This is a genomic window from Kribbella sandramycini (assembly GCF_013131805.1).
In the GTDB taxonomy this organism is placed as follows: Bacteria; Actinomycetota; Actinomycetes; order Propionibacteriales; family Kribbellaceae; genus Kribbella; species Kribbella sandramycini.
This window is the reverse complement of sequence record NZ_JABJRC010000003.1, coordinates 737,333-750,059: the sequence shown is the minus strand read 5'-3', so window position 1 is coordinate 750,059 and position 12,727 is coordinate 737,333. Positions and strand designations below refer to the sequence as shown.

Genomic DNA, 12,727 nt, shown 5'->3' with positions numbered 1-12,727 from the left:
TGACACGAGGCACCTGCCCGCTTACGAGTCGACTCGAACATGGCGGGTCTGTCACGGCGGCCGAGCCATTCGCTTCTGCTCACCTAGTCGGCGGCCGCAGGAGGTGGGCTGTCAGCCTGTCGGGGCGGGTGGTTGGGGCGGTGGCTGGCCGGGGTTGGCCGGCGCGGTGGCTGGCTGGTCGGGCAGTGCTGGCCTGGTGGGAGTCGGCTCGCGCCGGGCGGGGTTTGCCACGGCGGCCGAAGTGTTTGCTGGTGCTCACCTGGTCGGCGGCCGCAGGAGGTCGCGCGAGGTGCCTGCTCTGGTGAGCTGGGCTCGGGCGGTTGCTGGGTTAGTTGGCTAGGGCTTGGAGTACTCGACTGGGGGAGGGTTTGCCGAGTTGGTGGGACATCCAGGTGCTGGTGGTTACCAGTTTTTCCAGGTTTACGCCGGTTTTGATGCCTAGGCCTTCTAGTTGCCAGAGGAGGTCTTCGGTGGCGAGGTTGCCGGTGGCGGATTCGGCGTAGGGGCAGCCGCCTAGGCCACCGGCGGAGCTGTCAATGGTGGTGATGCCGGAGTGGAGGGCGGTGAGGGTGTTGGCGAGGGCTTGGCCATAGGTGTCGTGGAAGTGGACGGCCAAGTGGGTTGGGGGGACGTTGGCGGCGGTGAAGGCGTTGATGAGGGCGGTGACGTGGCCGGGGGTGGCTACGCCGATGGTGTCGCCGAGGGAGAGCTCGTGGCAGCCGAGGTCGATGAGGCGGGCGCCTACTGTGACGACCTGGTCGAGGGGGACGTCGCCTTCCCAGGGGTCGCCGTAACACATGGAGACGTAGCCGCGGACGCGCAGACCTTCGTCGAGGGCGCGGCGGATGGTCGGGGTGAACATGGTGAACTGGTCGTCGAGGGTGGAGTTCAGGTTCTTGGCGGCGAAGGTCTCGGTGGCGCTGGCGAAGATCGCGATCTCGCGGACGCCGGCGGCGAGGGCCCGGTCCAGGCCGCGCTCGTTCGGGACCAGGACGGGGGCGCGGACGTCGTCCGGCAGGTCGAGCAACTCGAGCAGCTCGGCCGCGTCGGCCAACTGGGGAACCCACTTCGGGTGCACGAAGCTGGTCGTCTCGACCGTCCGCAGGCCCGCGTCGACCAGGCGGTTGATGAACTCGGCCTTCACGGCGACGTCGACGATCGCCGACTCGTTCTGCAGGCCGTCCCGGGCGCCGACCTCGTAGATCGTCACCTGCTCAGGCAGTCCGTCGGTCTGCACCCGCTGCGGCTTCCGCATAACGCCTCCGTACGGTGGGTTCGCCACCAGAATGGGTCGTGATGACAACTCTCACGCAGATCCTGCGCTCCATCGAACATGATGCCTTCCCGCCCCCGGACCTCGGCGTGACCGTCGTCTCAGCGCCGTCCGCGCGCGAGGCGTGTGTGATGGCGTTCACCGCACACACCGTGATCGCCGCCGAGGTGGACGCCGCCTGGGTCGCCGAGCGGCTCCCACCCGAGGACATGGTCGCCCCGGTCGCCCCGCCGTTCCTGACCGCGCTCGCCGAAGCCACCGGCCGGGAGGCGCACTGCCTGGACGCGATGCTGCTCGCGCCCGCGCAGCCCGCCTCCGACCTCGTCAGCAACCTCGAAGAGCTCACCGATCACACCCATCCGCGCATCGTCCGGGCGTTGCAGTACCGCGACGACGTCCGCGCGTACGTCGATCCGTACGGCGGAGTCGTCATCGTCGGGCGCGGCGTCGCCGGTCGCCTCGAATGTGCGATCGAGGTCCCCGACTCCGTCCAAGGGCGCGGGCACGGTCGCCGGCTCGCGCAAGCGGCCCGCGCGCTGATCCCGGCCGACGCGCACATCTGGGCGCAGGTCACTCCTGGCAATGCCGCCTCGTTCCGCGCCTTCCTCGCCGCGGGTTATCGGATCGTCGGCTCCGAGATTCTGTTCTTTTGAGGGCTGTGCCCCATCAGGGCTGGTGGTACGTCGGGGCCTGGCCGGCGTAGAAGTCGCCGCGGTAGATGCCGTGCAGGATCTCGGCTTCGTAGCCGTCGAGGGCGGGGGCGCCGAGGGCTTGGGCAATGACCAGCTCGGCCTGGGCGTCGTACGGGACGCGGACGAACTGGATCGAGAACGGGGCGGTGGCATCGGCGCCGCCTTCGAGGATGACGTAGACGGGGGTGGGGTCGCCGAGGCTGTTGCCGACGGAGCCGACGTTGAAGAGGGTGCGGCCGAGGTCGGTCTCGCAGTAGGCGTCGTGGACGTCGCCGTACCCGACGACGGTCGGCACCGGACCGTCGCCGGTGGCCGGGGTGTTCTCGAACATGCCGAGGTACGCCGTGGTGTCCTTCGCGAAATGGACGCGGTCATGGACGCTCGTCGCGGAGGCGTGGAAGAGCCGGATCTGCCGGCCGCTGAGCTCGAAGTCGTGGCAGAACGGGAGATCGCGCAGCCACGCCCGCTGGTCGGCGCGCAGCTCGTGCCGCCACCAGAGCATGGCCGCCGAATCGCCTTCTTTGTCGGGGTTGGGGATGAAGTCGTCCCAGTTGCCGAGGATGTTCACCTCGCACAGCTCGCGGCAGCGGTCGACGACGGCCTGGCCGCGCGGGCCTTTGCCGGCGTAGTCGCCGAGGTTGAAGATCCTGGTGATACCGCGGGCGGCGATATCCGCGAGGACCGCCTCCAGTGCGGTCAGGTTGCCGTGCACGTCCGAGATCAGCGCGATCCGCTCCAGCTTCATGAACGCCATCGTTCAAGCCCCGGCCACGCACAGCAACCCGGTTTCACCAGTTACCCGACGGCCCGGCCGGCTCCGGCACCGATCCGGCGTACGACGGACTCCCACCGGACGCCCCCGACGGCCCACCTCCCCAGCCACCACCGGATGCCTCACCGCCCCAACCTCCGCCGGACGCACCACCGCCTGAAACACCACCCCGGCCCGGCGGCAGGTTGCGCCCACCGCCGCCGCCACGGGAGCCGCCGCCCGAGCGACCGCCACCACCCCCACCGCCTGACCCGCGCGGGAAGGAGCTCGGCGTACCCGACCCGCCGCCACTCTCACCGGCAGAGTGCGCCGCTGCTCCGGAGAGCGCCCCGCTGGCCTTCCGCGCCGCGGTCACCGCGCCAGCCGCTGCCCCGAGACCCGCGGCCGCTCCCACCGAGCGCGCACCGGACGCACCCCCGCCCAGCGCGCTACCCCCAGCAGAACCGCCCAAGCCACCACCTGAGGCGCCGCCCAAGGCACTACCCGACCGGGCACGCCCGACGTTGATCGCACCGGTCGCCAACCCACCCGGATCAGCCACCGAGCTGCCCATCCCCGCGCCCCCGCCGGACGCCGCCGCCGTGATCGGTACGGCGAACCGGAGCAACGCCGGCAGCGCAAAGATCGCGAGCGCCATCATCATCAGCGCCGTCATCGCACCGGTCAGGCCGCCGCCCGGGCCCAGCATCTCCTGTTCCTTGAGCTTGATCGCGGCCGCATAGATCAGCGCCGCCGCGGGTTTGTAGGCGATGAACGCCAACGTCCACGCGCAGTACTTGCGGAACCAGGCCTTACCCATCTCGGTGTTCGTCGCCGCCGCGGCGAGCGGCAGCGTCGCGCCGAGCAGCACCAGCATCGCCGACCGGACCAACAGCAACACGATCTGGATCAGTGACGCGATCCCGGCCACCTGGAAGAGCAGGATCATCATCAGCCCCGACTTCAGATCGGCCAGGCCGCCGTAATCCTGCGCGCCCATCATGGTCTGCAAGCGATCGGTGAAGGTGGCGCCGCCGGTCGCGCTCTGCACGACATCGAGCGCGAAGGCATCTGACCACTCGACCAGCAGTTGGATGACCGCCGTCCCGGCCGCGGAGACCAGGACGAAGATCAGCATCGCTTTGAGCAGCTCCTGCAACGGCCGCGCGCGCTGCTCCCAGGCCATCCGGACGCCGGCGATGATGATCGCCAGCGTGAAGATCGCACCGGTCAGGATCAACGTCTTCTCGTGGACGAACGCAACCGGGACGCTGTTCGTCCAGCTCTGCTGGTCGGCCGTCGTGGCCAGTTGGACAGGCGTCTCGGTCTTCACCCAGAACGTCGCCTGCGAGTTCAGCGCCGAGGTGAAGAAGTCGGCGGCCATCCGGCGGGCGTTCTCCAGCCAGCCGTTGGCGACGGCTTGGACACCTTCACTGACGTGACATTCGAGGTCCATCCGCCCACACATCAGATCCCACTCCACTTCACGAAGTCGCCGAGGTCACGGTGTTGGGCGAACGGCGCGCCGACCGCTTCGCCTGGTGGCGGCGGCTGCAGCCGCCAATCGCCCTGATGCCAGACCAGGGTCAAGGTCGCGCTCATGTAGACCGACTCGACCGGGAGCGCGAGCAACACCGTCACGCGGTCATCGGCCGCGGCGAGCATCCGATAACCCGTCGGCTGCACCGACGAGAAACCGGTCGCGGACTCCTTGCTCAGCTGGCGAATCAGCTGCTCCGTCTCCGCGCTGGGCAGCATCAGCCTGCGCGCGATCGACACCAGCTTGCTCTGATCCGCCATCGCGGCCAGCGCGTTGTACGCGGCGTACAGCGCGCCGGTCGGCGAGTGCGCGAAACAGCGCCGGAACCCGTCAGGATCGGTTTTCGCCGGGCCGACCGCAGCCGAGCGCGGGACGACGACCCGGTTACTCACCTCCCAACCGTCGACCGCCGGCGCCTTGCTCGGCACACTTCGGTCGGACGCCGAACCGCCGCACCCGCCCGCTCGACCCACCGGCGGCGCCGCGGGCTCGGCGGTGGCGAGCGGCGCGCCGGCCTCCCCCGCTCGCGCGCCGGCCGCCGCGGCGGCCGGATCCGCGAGGTGGGTGGTGGCGTCGCCGGCGTCGGCGCCGCGGCCCGCGACGAGCAGGACCACACCGCAGACGAGCACGGCGACGATCACGATGCACGCGGCGGTGAACCCCGGCCCGTAAGGGGTTTTGGTGTCATCGGTCTCGGTCATGTCAAGAGATTGCCAGTTTCCGCTCGACCGCCGCGGAAGTTATCCACAGGCCCCCGCGTACTGGTCTGGACAGGTCGTTGGTTACGCTCAGGAGGTTTGCGATCACCAGGCGATCTGTAGCCGATAGGTCACCCCGTGTAGCGAAGTGACCTAGTCAACTACTAGAGTCCGCGCATGACCATCGCGCCTTCGCTTTGCTCGCCCCTAGCGCTCGCCGATGCAGAACCCCCGCGCGTCACCGAACCATGGGAAAGCGACGTCATCACTGCCTACGGGCTGTTGCGTGAAGCAGCAGCCGAGCTGGACCAGCTGATGCGGCACTCTCTCAAGCGCAGTGGTCTGCAAATGGCAATGTTCGAACTGTTGCTGCGGCTGGCCCGCAGTCACGGGGAAAAGCAGCGTTTGACCTCCCTGGCCCGGGAGCTGACCGTCACGACCGGCGGCATCACCCGGCTCGTCGACCGTGCCGAGAACCTCGGCCTGGTACGCCGTGAGCCGTGTCCGGACGACGCCCGCGGCTCGTACGCAGTCCTCACCGAGGAGGGGAAGCGCCGGCTGCGCGAAGCGTTGCCGGACCACCTCCTGGAGATCGACAGCCTGTGGATGACGCAGCTGGCCGACGAGCGCGACGTCGTGCTCGGCAAGCTGCGCCGCGTCCGGGACAACGCACGCCGCTGGCCGAACGGCCGTCCGGCACTCTGAACAGCGCACCAAGGCGAGAACACAACTTCATCAGCATTACCCGCTACTAACGGATGAGGCGCTCGACTGGTGTCGGGCGCCTCGCCGCGTCAGGGTTGAGGTGTGGACCAGCAGTTGGCCGAACGCGAGCAGGCCTCCCAGCGCCGGTACGACGGACGCCGTGCGACCCGTTGGCGTGGCGCAGCAGCCGGTGTCCTGGCCGCCCTTGCCGGTCTGGCGACCGGTAGCGTCACAGCCGGCCTTCTCGGTACTCGACAGACACCTGTCGTCGCGATCGGTTCGGCGTTCATCGACCGCGTCCCGGCCTGGCTGAAGGATCTGGCGATCGCCTGGTTCGGCACCAAGGACAAGGACGTGCTGCGCACCGGCATCCTGCTTGTGCTGCTCGCGCTGGCCGCAGTGGGCGGAGTCCTGGCCGTACGCCGGTACTGGGCTGGCGCACTCGTAGTCGTCGCACTCTCCGGCCTGGCCATCGCAGCAGCCGCCACTCGCGCAGACACCGGCCAGACCGGCTTTGCTCCGTCAGCAGTCGCCGGAATCACCGCACTACTGTTGCTGCGCTTGTTCAGCCGCCGCCTGGAACCTCTCATCGACTTCCCGGACGACGGCGTCAGCAGACGCGGCTTCTTGCAGCTCTCCAGCGGTGTCGCGCTCGGAACGGCTGCAGTCGGCCCACTGGGTCGTCTGGTCGGCGGAAACCGCGCAGCGGTGGCAGAAGCCCGCGAAGGGCTGTCGCTGCCCAAACCGCCGTCACTCGACCCACCGCCCGGCGTACAGGCAGAGGGCGCAACTCCGTGGGCGACTCCGAACGAAGACTTCTACCGCATCGACACCGCGCTCGCCGTTCCGCAGATCATGCCGTCGGACTGGCGGCTGCGCATCCACGGCATGGTCGACAAAGAGCTGGAGCTGAGCTTCGACGACCTGCTGAAACGACAGGTCATCCACAAGTGGGTCACTCTGACCTGTGTCAGCAACGAAGTCGGCGGCGATCTGATCGGCAACGCGCTGTGGACGGGCGTGCTGCTCAAGGACCTCCTCGACGAGGCCGGCCCGGCGAAGGACGCCGACGCGATCCAGTCCACCTCCAAAGACGGTTTCACCGCCGGTACGCCGCTCAGCACACTGCTCGACGACAGGCAGGCCATGCTCGCGTTCGCGATGAACGGCGAGCCGCTACCGGTCGAGCACGGCTTTCCGGTCCGCATCGTCGTACCGGGCCTGTACGGCTACGTGTCGGCGACGAAATGGCTGACCGAGATCGAGGTGACCCGGTTCGACCGGTTCGAGGCGTATTGGACGCCGCGCGGCTGGTCCGAGCTCGGACCGATCAAGCTGTCATCGCGGATCGACGTCCCGCTCGGCAAGAAGGTGACGGCCGGCCCGGTGACGGTGGCCGGCGTCGCCTGGGACCAGCACGTCGGCGTCTCCAAGGTCGAGGTCCGCGTCGATGGTGGCCCATGGCAACCAACGACACTGGCGGCCGACGCGTCGATCGACACCTGGCGGCAGTGGCACTGGACGTGGCAGGCGTCGCGCGGCACGCACATCCTGCAGGTCCGCGCCGTCGACGCCAAAGGCACGCCGCAGATCGAGGCGACCGCGCCGCCCGCGCCGGACGGCTCGACCGGTCTGCACACGATCAGTGTGAAGGTCGACTGACCGCGTCGAGCACCATCGGCAGGAAGGTGTGCTCCAGCGATCCTGCAGGCACCTCAGCGGGCTCCAGGAGGCTCTGTGAGCGCGCGCCCTCGTGCAACGCGATGACCAGCCGGACGAACTGCTCCGGCGGCACACTGAACCGCACACCGCTCGTGGCCGAGATCTCCGCGACCAGCCGGGTGAGGCTGGCCCGGAACATCGCACGCTGCTCGTTCAGCGCCCGGGCCGCCTCTGGGTTCCGCAGGGCGTGCAGCGTGAACTCCGTCGAGATCAGATGCCACTGCCGCTGATCCGGCGCGGTCTCGTCGAGCAGGCCGAGGACGGCGTCCAGCAGCGTGCCGGGCTGACTGGCCAGCTCGGGCAGCAGCGCCTCGATCTGCTCCAGCAGCCGGTCCGTGGTGGCTTGGAAGAGCGCGAGCACCAGCTCGTCCTTGGACGCGAAGTTCGAGTAGAAGGCGCCGCGGGTGAACCCCGCGCGGTCACAGATGTCCTCCACCGAGGCGCCGGCGAAGCCGCGCTCGGCGAACACGTCCAGCGCGCCTTCGAGCAGGCGGGCCCGGGTGGCGGTACGACTGCGCTTGGGCGGTTGCATAAGAGTAGGATACAGTTCTGTATTGAATACACAACCGTATTGAACGGGGATGTCATGCAGCTCGAGGCCACCGGGATCAGCGTCGACGGTCCGCACGCGCCAATGTTGCGGAGTACGTCGGTGCGGGTCGACGAGAAGCAGGTCGTCCTGCTGACCGGCTACCCGGGCCCAGGTCACGTAGCTGCCGCCCTCGCGCTCTCCGGCCGCCTCAAGCCCGACACCGGCGAGGTCACCCTCCAAGGCTCGTCGGACCCTGCTGTACTGCGCCGCAAGGTCGCCGTGGTCGACGCACCGGGTATCACCGAGCCGGACGACGCTCTGCCGGTGCAGACCGTGGTCGGCGAGGAGCTGGCCATCGCAGGCCGCAAGGCGGGCCGGAAGGCCGTGCTGGCCTGGCTGAATGAACACGGCGCCGCTGAGCACGCCGACAAGCGTTTCGAGCACCTCCCCGTCGCCGCCCGGACCAGACTCCTCGCAGAGCTCACCGTCGCCCGCCCCGACGTGCGTGTACTCATCCTGACCATGCCGGATCGCCACGGCGGCGATCCGCACGAGTGGTACGCGCTGGGTCGCGATCTGGCCGACCGCGGCTACGCAGTGCTGATCACCTGCGCCGACACGTCCGCCCGGCTGCTCGACGTACCCGCAGACCAAGTTGAGGAGATGAAGGCGTGACCGCGCTTCGGATGGCGTTGAGCGAGCTGCGACGGCTTACGGCAGGCCGCCTACCCAAACTGGCCGTAGCGGCCCTCCTGCTCGTCCCCGTCCTGTACGGCGGCCTCTACCTCTACGCGAACCACGATCCGTACAGCCGGCTCAACCAGATACCCACTGCGGTCGTCGTCGAGGACGAGGGCACCACGCTGGCCACCGGCGAGAAGCTGAACGTCGGTCCGCAGGTTGCGGACGAGCTGGTGAAGTCGAAGAGCTTCGGCTGGCACCGGGTCGACCGCGCCGAGGCGGACAAGGGCGTCTCCGACGGCAAGTACGAGTTCGCCCTGGTGCTGCCGAAGTCGTTCTCGGCCGACCTGGCTTCCAGCGCGGAGTTCACCCCGCGGCAGGCGAATCTGGAGCTGCTGACGAACGACGCGAACAACTACATCGCGCACACCATCGCCAACCAGGTCGTCGCCCAGGTCACCAAGACCGTCGCGTCGCAGGTGAGCGAAACCGCCGCCAGCAAGCTGCTCGCCGGGTACAACACGATTCACGGTCAGATCAGCCAGGCGGCGACCGGCGCCGGCAAGTTGCAGGACGGCCTGACCACAGCTGCGACCGGTGTGACCAAGCTGCAGTCCGGTGCGGGCCAGCTGAATACCGCCCAGCAGAAGCTGTCGGCGGGTGCGACGAAGCTGGCCGGTGGGACGACGCAAGCCCAGCAGGGCGCGGCCAAGCTGGCCAACGGCGCTGACCAGCTGAGCGCCGGTCTCGGCAGGCTCAAGCAGAAGACTGCGAGCCTGCCGCAGCAGACCAAGGCCCTGGCGAACGGCGCCGATCAGGTGGCCGACGGCAACGAGAAGATCGCCACTGCGGGCCGTCAGGTCGCCACGGCGTCCAGCACGCTGGTCAAGGACCTCAAGGCGTTCGACCAGCGCCTTGCGGCCCGGCTGAGGGCTCAGGGCCTCAGCAATCATCAGATCAACCAGATCCTCACCGAGACCGCCAAGCTGCGCGGTCCGGTCGTTCGGGCCAACACCAAGATTCAGTCGACGTCACAGCAGCTCAACCAGCTGGCCGGTGGTGCCCGCAAGGTCTCGAACGGTGCAGCCGCGCTGGCCAAGGCGACGCCCCAACTGACGAACGGCATCAATACGGCGGCCGGTGGCGCCAAGCAGCTCGACACCGGGGCCAACCAGCTCAAGTCCGGTCTGACCACCTTGCAGTCCGGCGCGCAGCAGCTCGCCGCCGGTGAGAAGCAGGCCGTCGCCGGTCAAGGCCAGTTGCTGAATGGCGTGAACAGCCTGTCCGGCGGCATGACCCAGCTCAAGGACGGCGCCACCCAGCTGAACACCGGTCTGACCAAGGGCGTCCAGGAAATCCCCAACCCGACCGCTGAGCAGCGTAAGGCGGTCGCCGAGACGCTGGGCGCGCCCGTCACGCTGCAGAACGTCTCGCAGGCGACCGCCGACAGCTACGGCGCCGGGCTGGCCCCGTTCTTCCTCTGCCTGGCCTGCTGGATCGGTGCCTACGTCCTCTTCCTGCTGGTCCGGCCGCTGTCCCCACGGGCCCTGGCGGCGCTGCAATCGCCGTTCCGGATCGCCCTGGGCGGGTGGCTGACCCCGGCTCTGTTCGGCGCGATCCAGGCCACGCTGGTCTTCGGTGCGGTGTCACTGGGCCTCGGCATCAACGTGGCGCACCCGTGGCTGACTGTCGGCTTCCTGATCCTCACCTCGGTCACCTTCGTCGCGATCCTGCATGCGCTGGCGTCCTGGTTCGGTGCTGTCGGCAAGTTCCTCGGTCTGGTGATGATGGTGATCCAGCTGGTTAGCGCGGGCGGCACCTTCCCGTGGCAGACCATCCCGGCGCCGCTGTACTTCTTCCACCACGCACTACCGATGAGCTACGCGATCGACGGCGTCCGCCACCTCATGTACGGCGGCTCGACCGCCTCCGTCGGCCGGGACCTGCTGGCCCTGGCTGCCTGGTTCGCGGTCGCGCTCGCCGCCTCCACGCTCGCCGCCCGCAAGCAGCGCGTCTGGCCGGCCAAGAAGCTCCAGCCGGAGCTGGCCCTCTAACCGTTCACGAAGGCCGCTGTCTCGGCTATCAACTGATTGGTGGTCGGTTGGTCGAAGAAGGTGATGAGGGCCTCGTAGACGCCGTTCTCGGCCGCGGTCGGGTCGACGACGTAGCCGAAGTATCCGTCCGTGTAGCCGATAACTCGGGTGATGGAGTGGCTGCTCTTGTCCTGCAGGGTGGCGCCGTGCAGGGCGAAGAGCTCGACCGGCAGATTCACCCAGCAGACGTCACCGAAGGTGACCACGCTGATCGGCAGCTCGAGCTCGGGCGGTAGATCGACCGCGGCCATCAGCGCCTGACCTCGGGCGCCGTCCAACCGGGTCTGGGCGATTCTGGTTGACGGCTCCTCCGCTCCGCCGTGTACGGCGCGCTCGGCGTCCCGGACGATCGCAGCGGCGTCCGTCGCGGACGGAATCGGCCGGACCGGCAAAGTGAGGGTCTCGCGGCGAATCGTCGGTGCAGCCGGAGGTAGCTCCAGCCCCGGCTCGGACAGTGATTCGAGCACCCGAGCAGCGAGCAGCTGACCAAGTCGAGTGACCTCTGCCGGACCACGTCCCTGTCGAGTGAAGCGCGGGCTGACGTCCCCGGCCGCTCCCTGCAGGAACCCGACCACGGCCGGCTCCAACGCGGCCCTCGCCGCACCTGGCCAGTCAGCGGACCACTGCAGGTTCTCCGGCCCGTACGTCGTCGGGTGACAAGCGAAGTCCAACAACACCGCACGCAGCGAACCGTCGAGCGAGTGCAGCGCCAGCACTCCGGCCGTATTGTCGTGCGGCCCCTCCCGCCGGTGCCGGTTCGTACCGACGCCGACGACCTCCACCGATCGCCACGACGCCACGGCCGGCTCCGGCGTCAGTACGGCGTTCGAGACGGCAGCAAGCAACGGCTCGTACAGAGCGGGCTCGCGCTCGGTCGGAATCACCGGATGGATCTGCCCGGTCCACCCGCTGGGTCCCGAGTGCGTGTGCGAGGCAGAAACCACCACGTGGGACGCCGGGATGCCCGCGACCCCCGCAGCGGCCGCGGCCAACTCGGCGGTGAGCTCTTTGCCGACGGCGATCGCGTCGAGCGTCAGCCAGAGCACGCCGGGGTCGTCCGGTGTGCTGATCCAGATGATGCTGACGCGGAGCGGGTCGGCAGTCCCGGTGGCCGGGCCGGTACGGGCGGCGTACCCGTCCAGGGTGTGTCCTGGCGGCGGGGTGACGTCGAGGGCGGTCGCTGCGAGCAGCAGATCTCTCACTTCAAAGCTCCTGCGGTCATACCGGCACTGATCTGCCGATGGAAAGCAAGGTAGACGGCCAGCACCGGGAGAATCGAGATGGTGAGGCCGGCGAACAGGCCGGAGAAGTCACTGTGATAACCCTGGGTGACAGCGATGTTGGCCAGACCCTGAGTGACCAGATAGCGGTCCTCCTCGGTGTTCAGCACCAGCGGCAGCAGGTACTCGTTCCACATCCCCAGGAACTGGAAGATACCGATGCTGACCAGCCCCGGCCGGGCCAGCGGCAGCATGATCCGGAACAGCACACCGAAATGCGAGCAGCCGTCGACCAGGGCCGCTTCGGCCAGGTCCTTCGACTGCGCCTTGAAGAACGCGGTCAGGAAGAAGACCGAGAACGACATCCCGCCGGTGGCGTAGACGAGGATCAGGCCCAGATGGCTGTTCAGCAGCCCGAGGTTCTGGACCACGAAGAACAGCGGCACCAGCGCCAGGAACCCCGGGAAGACCATGCCGCCGACGAAGACGTAGTACAGCGCCTTGCTACCCGGGAACTCGAACTGCGCCAGCACGTAGGCCACCGCGGCCGACAGCAGCAGGCAGAGCAGCACACCGCCGCTCACGACGATCACGCTGTTGAAGAAGTACTTGCCGATATGGGACTCGTTCCAGGCGCGGGAGAAATTCTCCCAGTGCCAGTCCGTCGGCAGGCTCCACGGACTGCGGAAGATGTCCGCATCCGACTTGAACGAGCTGAGCACCGCCCACAGCAACGGGAACAGCACCATCGCGCCCCAGACCAGCGCGAAACTCTGTGTCACCCCGCCCAGCACCCGGCTACCGCTCCGCATCGAGGACG

At 68.5% G+C, this 12,727-nt stretch carries 12 protein-coding genes; 5 read left to right on the top strand and 7 right to left on the bottom strand.

Annotated features, from left to right (window positions below):
* Positions 1–328: 328 nt before the first annotated feature.
* On the bottom strand, positions 329–1,255 hold the full coding sequence (locus HPO96_RS17050) for a hydroxymethylglutaryl-CoA lyase (RefSeq protein WP_171674422.1): 927 nt from the start codon (positions 1,253–1,255) through the stop codon (positions 329–331).
* Between the two features lie 41 nt (positions 1,256–1,296).
* Between HPO96_RS17050 and HPO96_RS17045 the strand changes: the two genes are divergently transcribed.
* Complete coding sequence (locus tag HPO96_RS17045) at positions 1,297–1,926, top strand: GNAT family protein (RefSeq protein WP_171674421.1); 630 nt, start codon at positions 1,297–1,299, stop codon at positions 1,924–1,926.
* A gap of 13 nt (positions 1,927–1,939) precedes the next feature.
* On the opposite strand, the gene HPO96_RS17040 is transcribed toward HPO96_RS17045, so the two are convergent.
* Genes HPO96_RS17040 through HPO96_RS17030 form a run of 3 tightly spaced genes read right to left on the bottom strand, consistent with a single transcriptional unit; the run spans position 1,940 to position 4,957 of the window.
* The gene (locus HPO96_RS17040) at positions 1,940–2,710 is read right to left on the bottom strand and encodes a metallophosphoesterase family protein (RefSeq protein WP_171674420.1); all 771 of its coding nucleotides are present in this window, start codon (positions 2,708–2,710) and stop codon (positions 1,940–1,942) included.
* 43 nt (positions 2,711–2,753) lie between these two features.
* Positions 2,754–4,172, bottom strand: a complete 1,419-nt coding sequence (locus HPO96_RS17035) for a TrbL/VirB6 family protein (RefSeq protein ID WP_171674419.1) — start codon at positions 4,170–4,172, stop codon at positions 2,754–2,756.
* 11 nt (positions 4,173–4,183) lie between these two features.
* Complete coding sequence (locus HPO96_RS17030) at positions 4,184–4,957, bottom strand: DUF8175 domain-containg protein (protein ID WP_171674418.1); 774 nt, start codon at positions 4,955–4,957, stop codon at positions 4,184–4,186.
* Between the two features lie 174 nt (positions 4,958–5,131).
* On the opposite strand from HPO96_RS17030, the gene HPO96_RS17025 reads away from it, so the two are divergent.
* A complete protein-coding gene (locus HPO96_RS17025) occupies positions 5,132–5,659 on the top strand; it encodes a MarR family winged helix-turn-helix transcriptional regulator (RefSeq protein WP_171674417.1) in 528 nt (175 codons plus the stop codon).
* 102 nt (positions 5,660–5,761) lie between these two features.
* On the top strand, positions 5,762–7,321 hold the full coding sequence (locus HPO96_RS17020; protein ID WP_171674416.1) for a molybdopterin-dependent oxidoreductase: 1,560 nt from the start codon (positions 5,762–5,764) through the stop codon (positions 7,319–7,321).
* Here the strand turns inward: HPO96_RS17020 and HPO96_RS17015 are convergent.
* Positions 7,302–7,913, bottom strand: a complete 612-nt coding sequence (locus tag HPO96_RS17015; RefSeq protein WP_171674415.1) for a TetR/AcrR family transcriptional regulator — start codon at positions 7,911–7,913, stop codon at positions 7,302–7,304. The two genes, HPO96_RS17020 and HPO96_RS17015, sit on opposite strands and share 20 nt — an antisense overlap.
* 54 nt (positions 7,914–7,967) lie before the next feature.
* Between HPO96_RS17015 and HPO96_RS17010 the strand changes: the two genes are divergently transcribed.
* Both HPO96_RS17010 and HPO96_RS17005 read left to right on the top strand, forming a co-directional pair.
* Positions 7,968–8,588, top strand: coding sequence for an ATP-binding cassette domain-containing protein (locus HPO96_RS17010; protein WP_238355147.1), 621 nt, complete (start codon positions 7,968–7,970; stop codon positions 8,586–8,588).
* Positions 8,585–10,648 (top strand): YhgE/Pip family protein, encoded by a 2,064-nt coding sequence (locus HPO96_RS17005; protein ID WP_171674414.1) that lies wholly within the window; start codon positions 8,585–8,587, stop codon positions 10,646–10,648. The genes HPO96_RS17010 and HPO96_RS17005 overlap by 4 nt, the downstream gene beginning before the upstream one ends.
* On the opposite strand, the gene HPO96_RS17000 is transcribed toward HPO96_RS17005, so the two are convergent.
* Complete coding sequence (locus HPO96_RS17000) at positions 10,645–11,889, bottom strand: hypothetical protein (protein WP_171674413.1); 1,245 nt, start codon at positions 11,887–11,889, stop codon at positions 10,645–10,647. The genes HPO96_RS17005 and HPO96_RS17000 overlap by 4 nt on opposite strands.
* Positions 11,886–12,719 (bottom strand): carbohydrate ABC transporter permease, encoded by an 834-nt coding sequence (locus HPO96_RS16995; protein WP_171674412.1) that lies wholly within the window; start codon positions 12,717–12,719, stop codon positions 11,886–11,888. The genes HPO96_RS17000 and HPO96_RS16995 overlap by 4 nt, the downstream gene beginning before the upstream one ends.
* Positions 12,720–12,727: the final 8 nt, after the last annotated feature.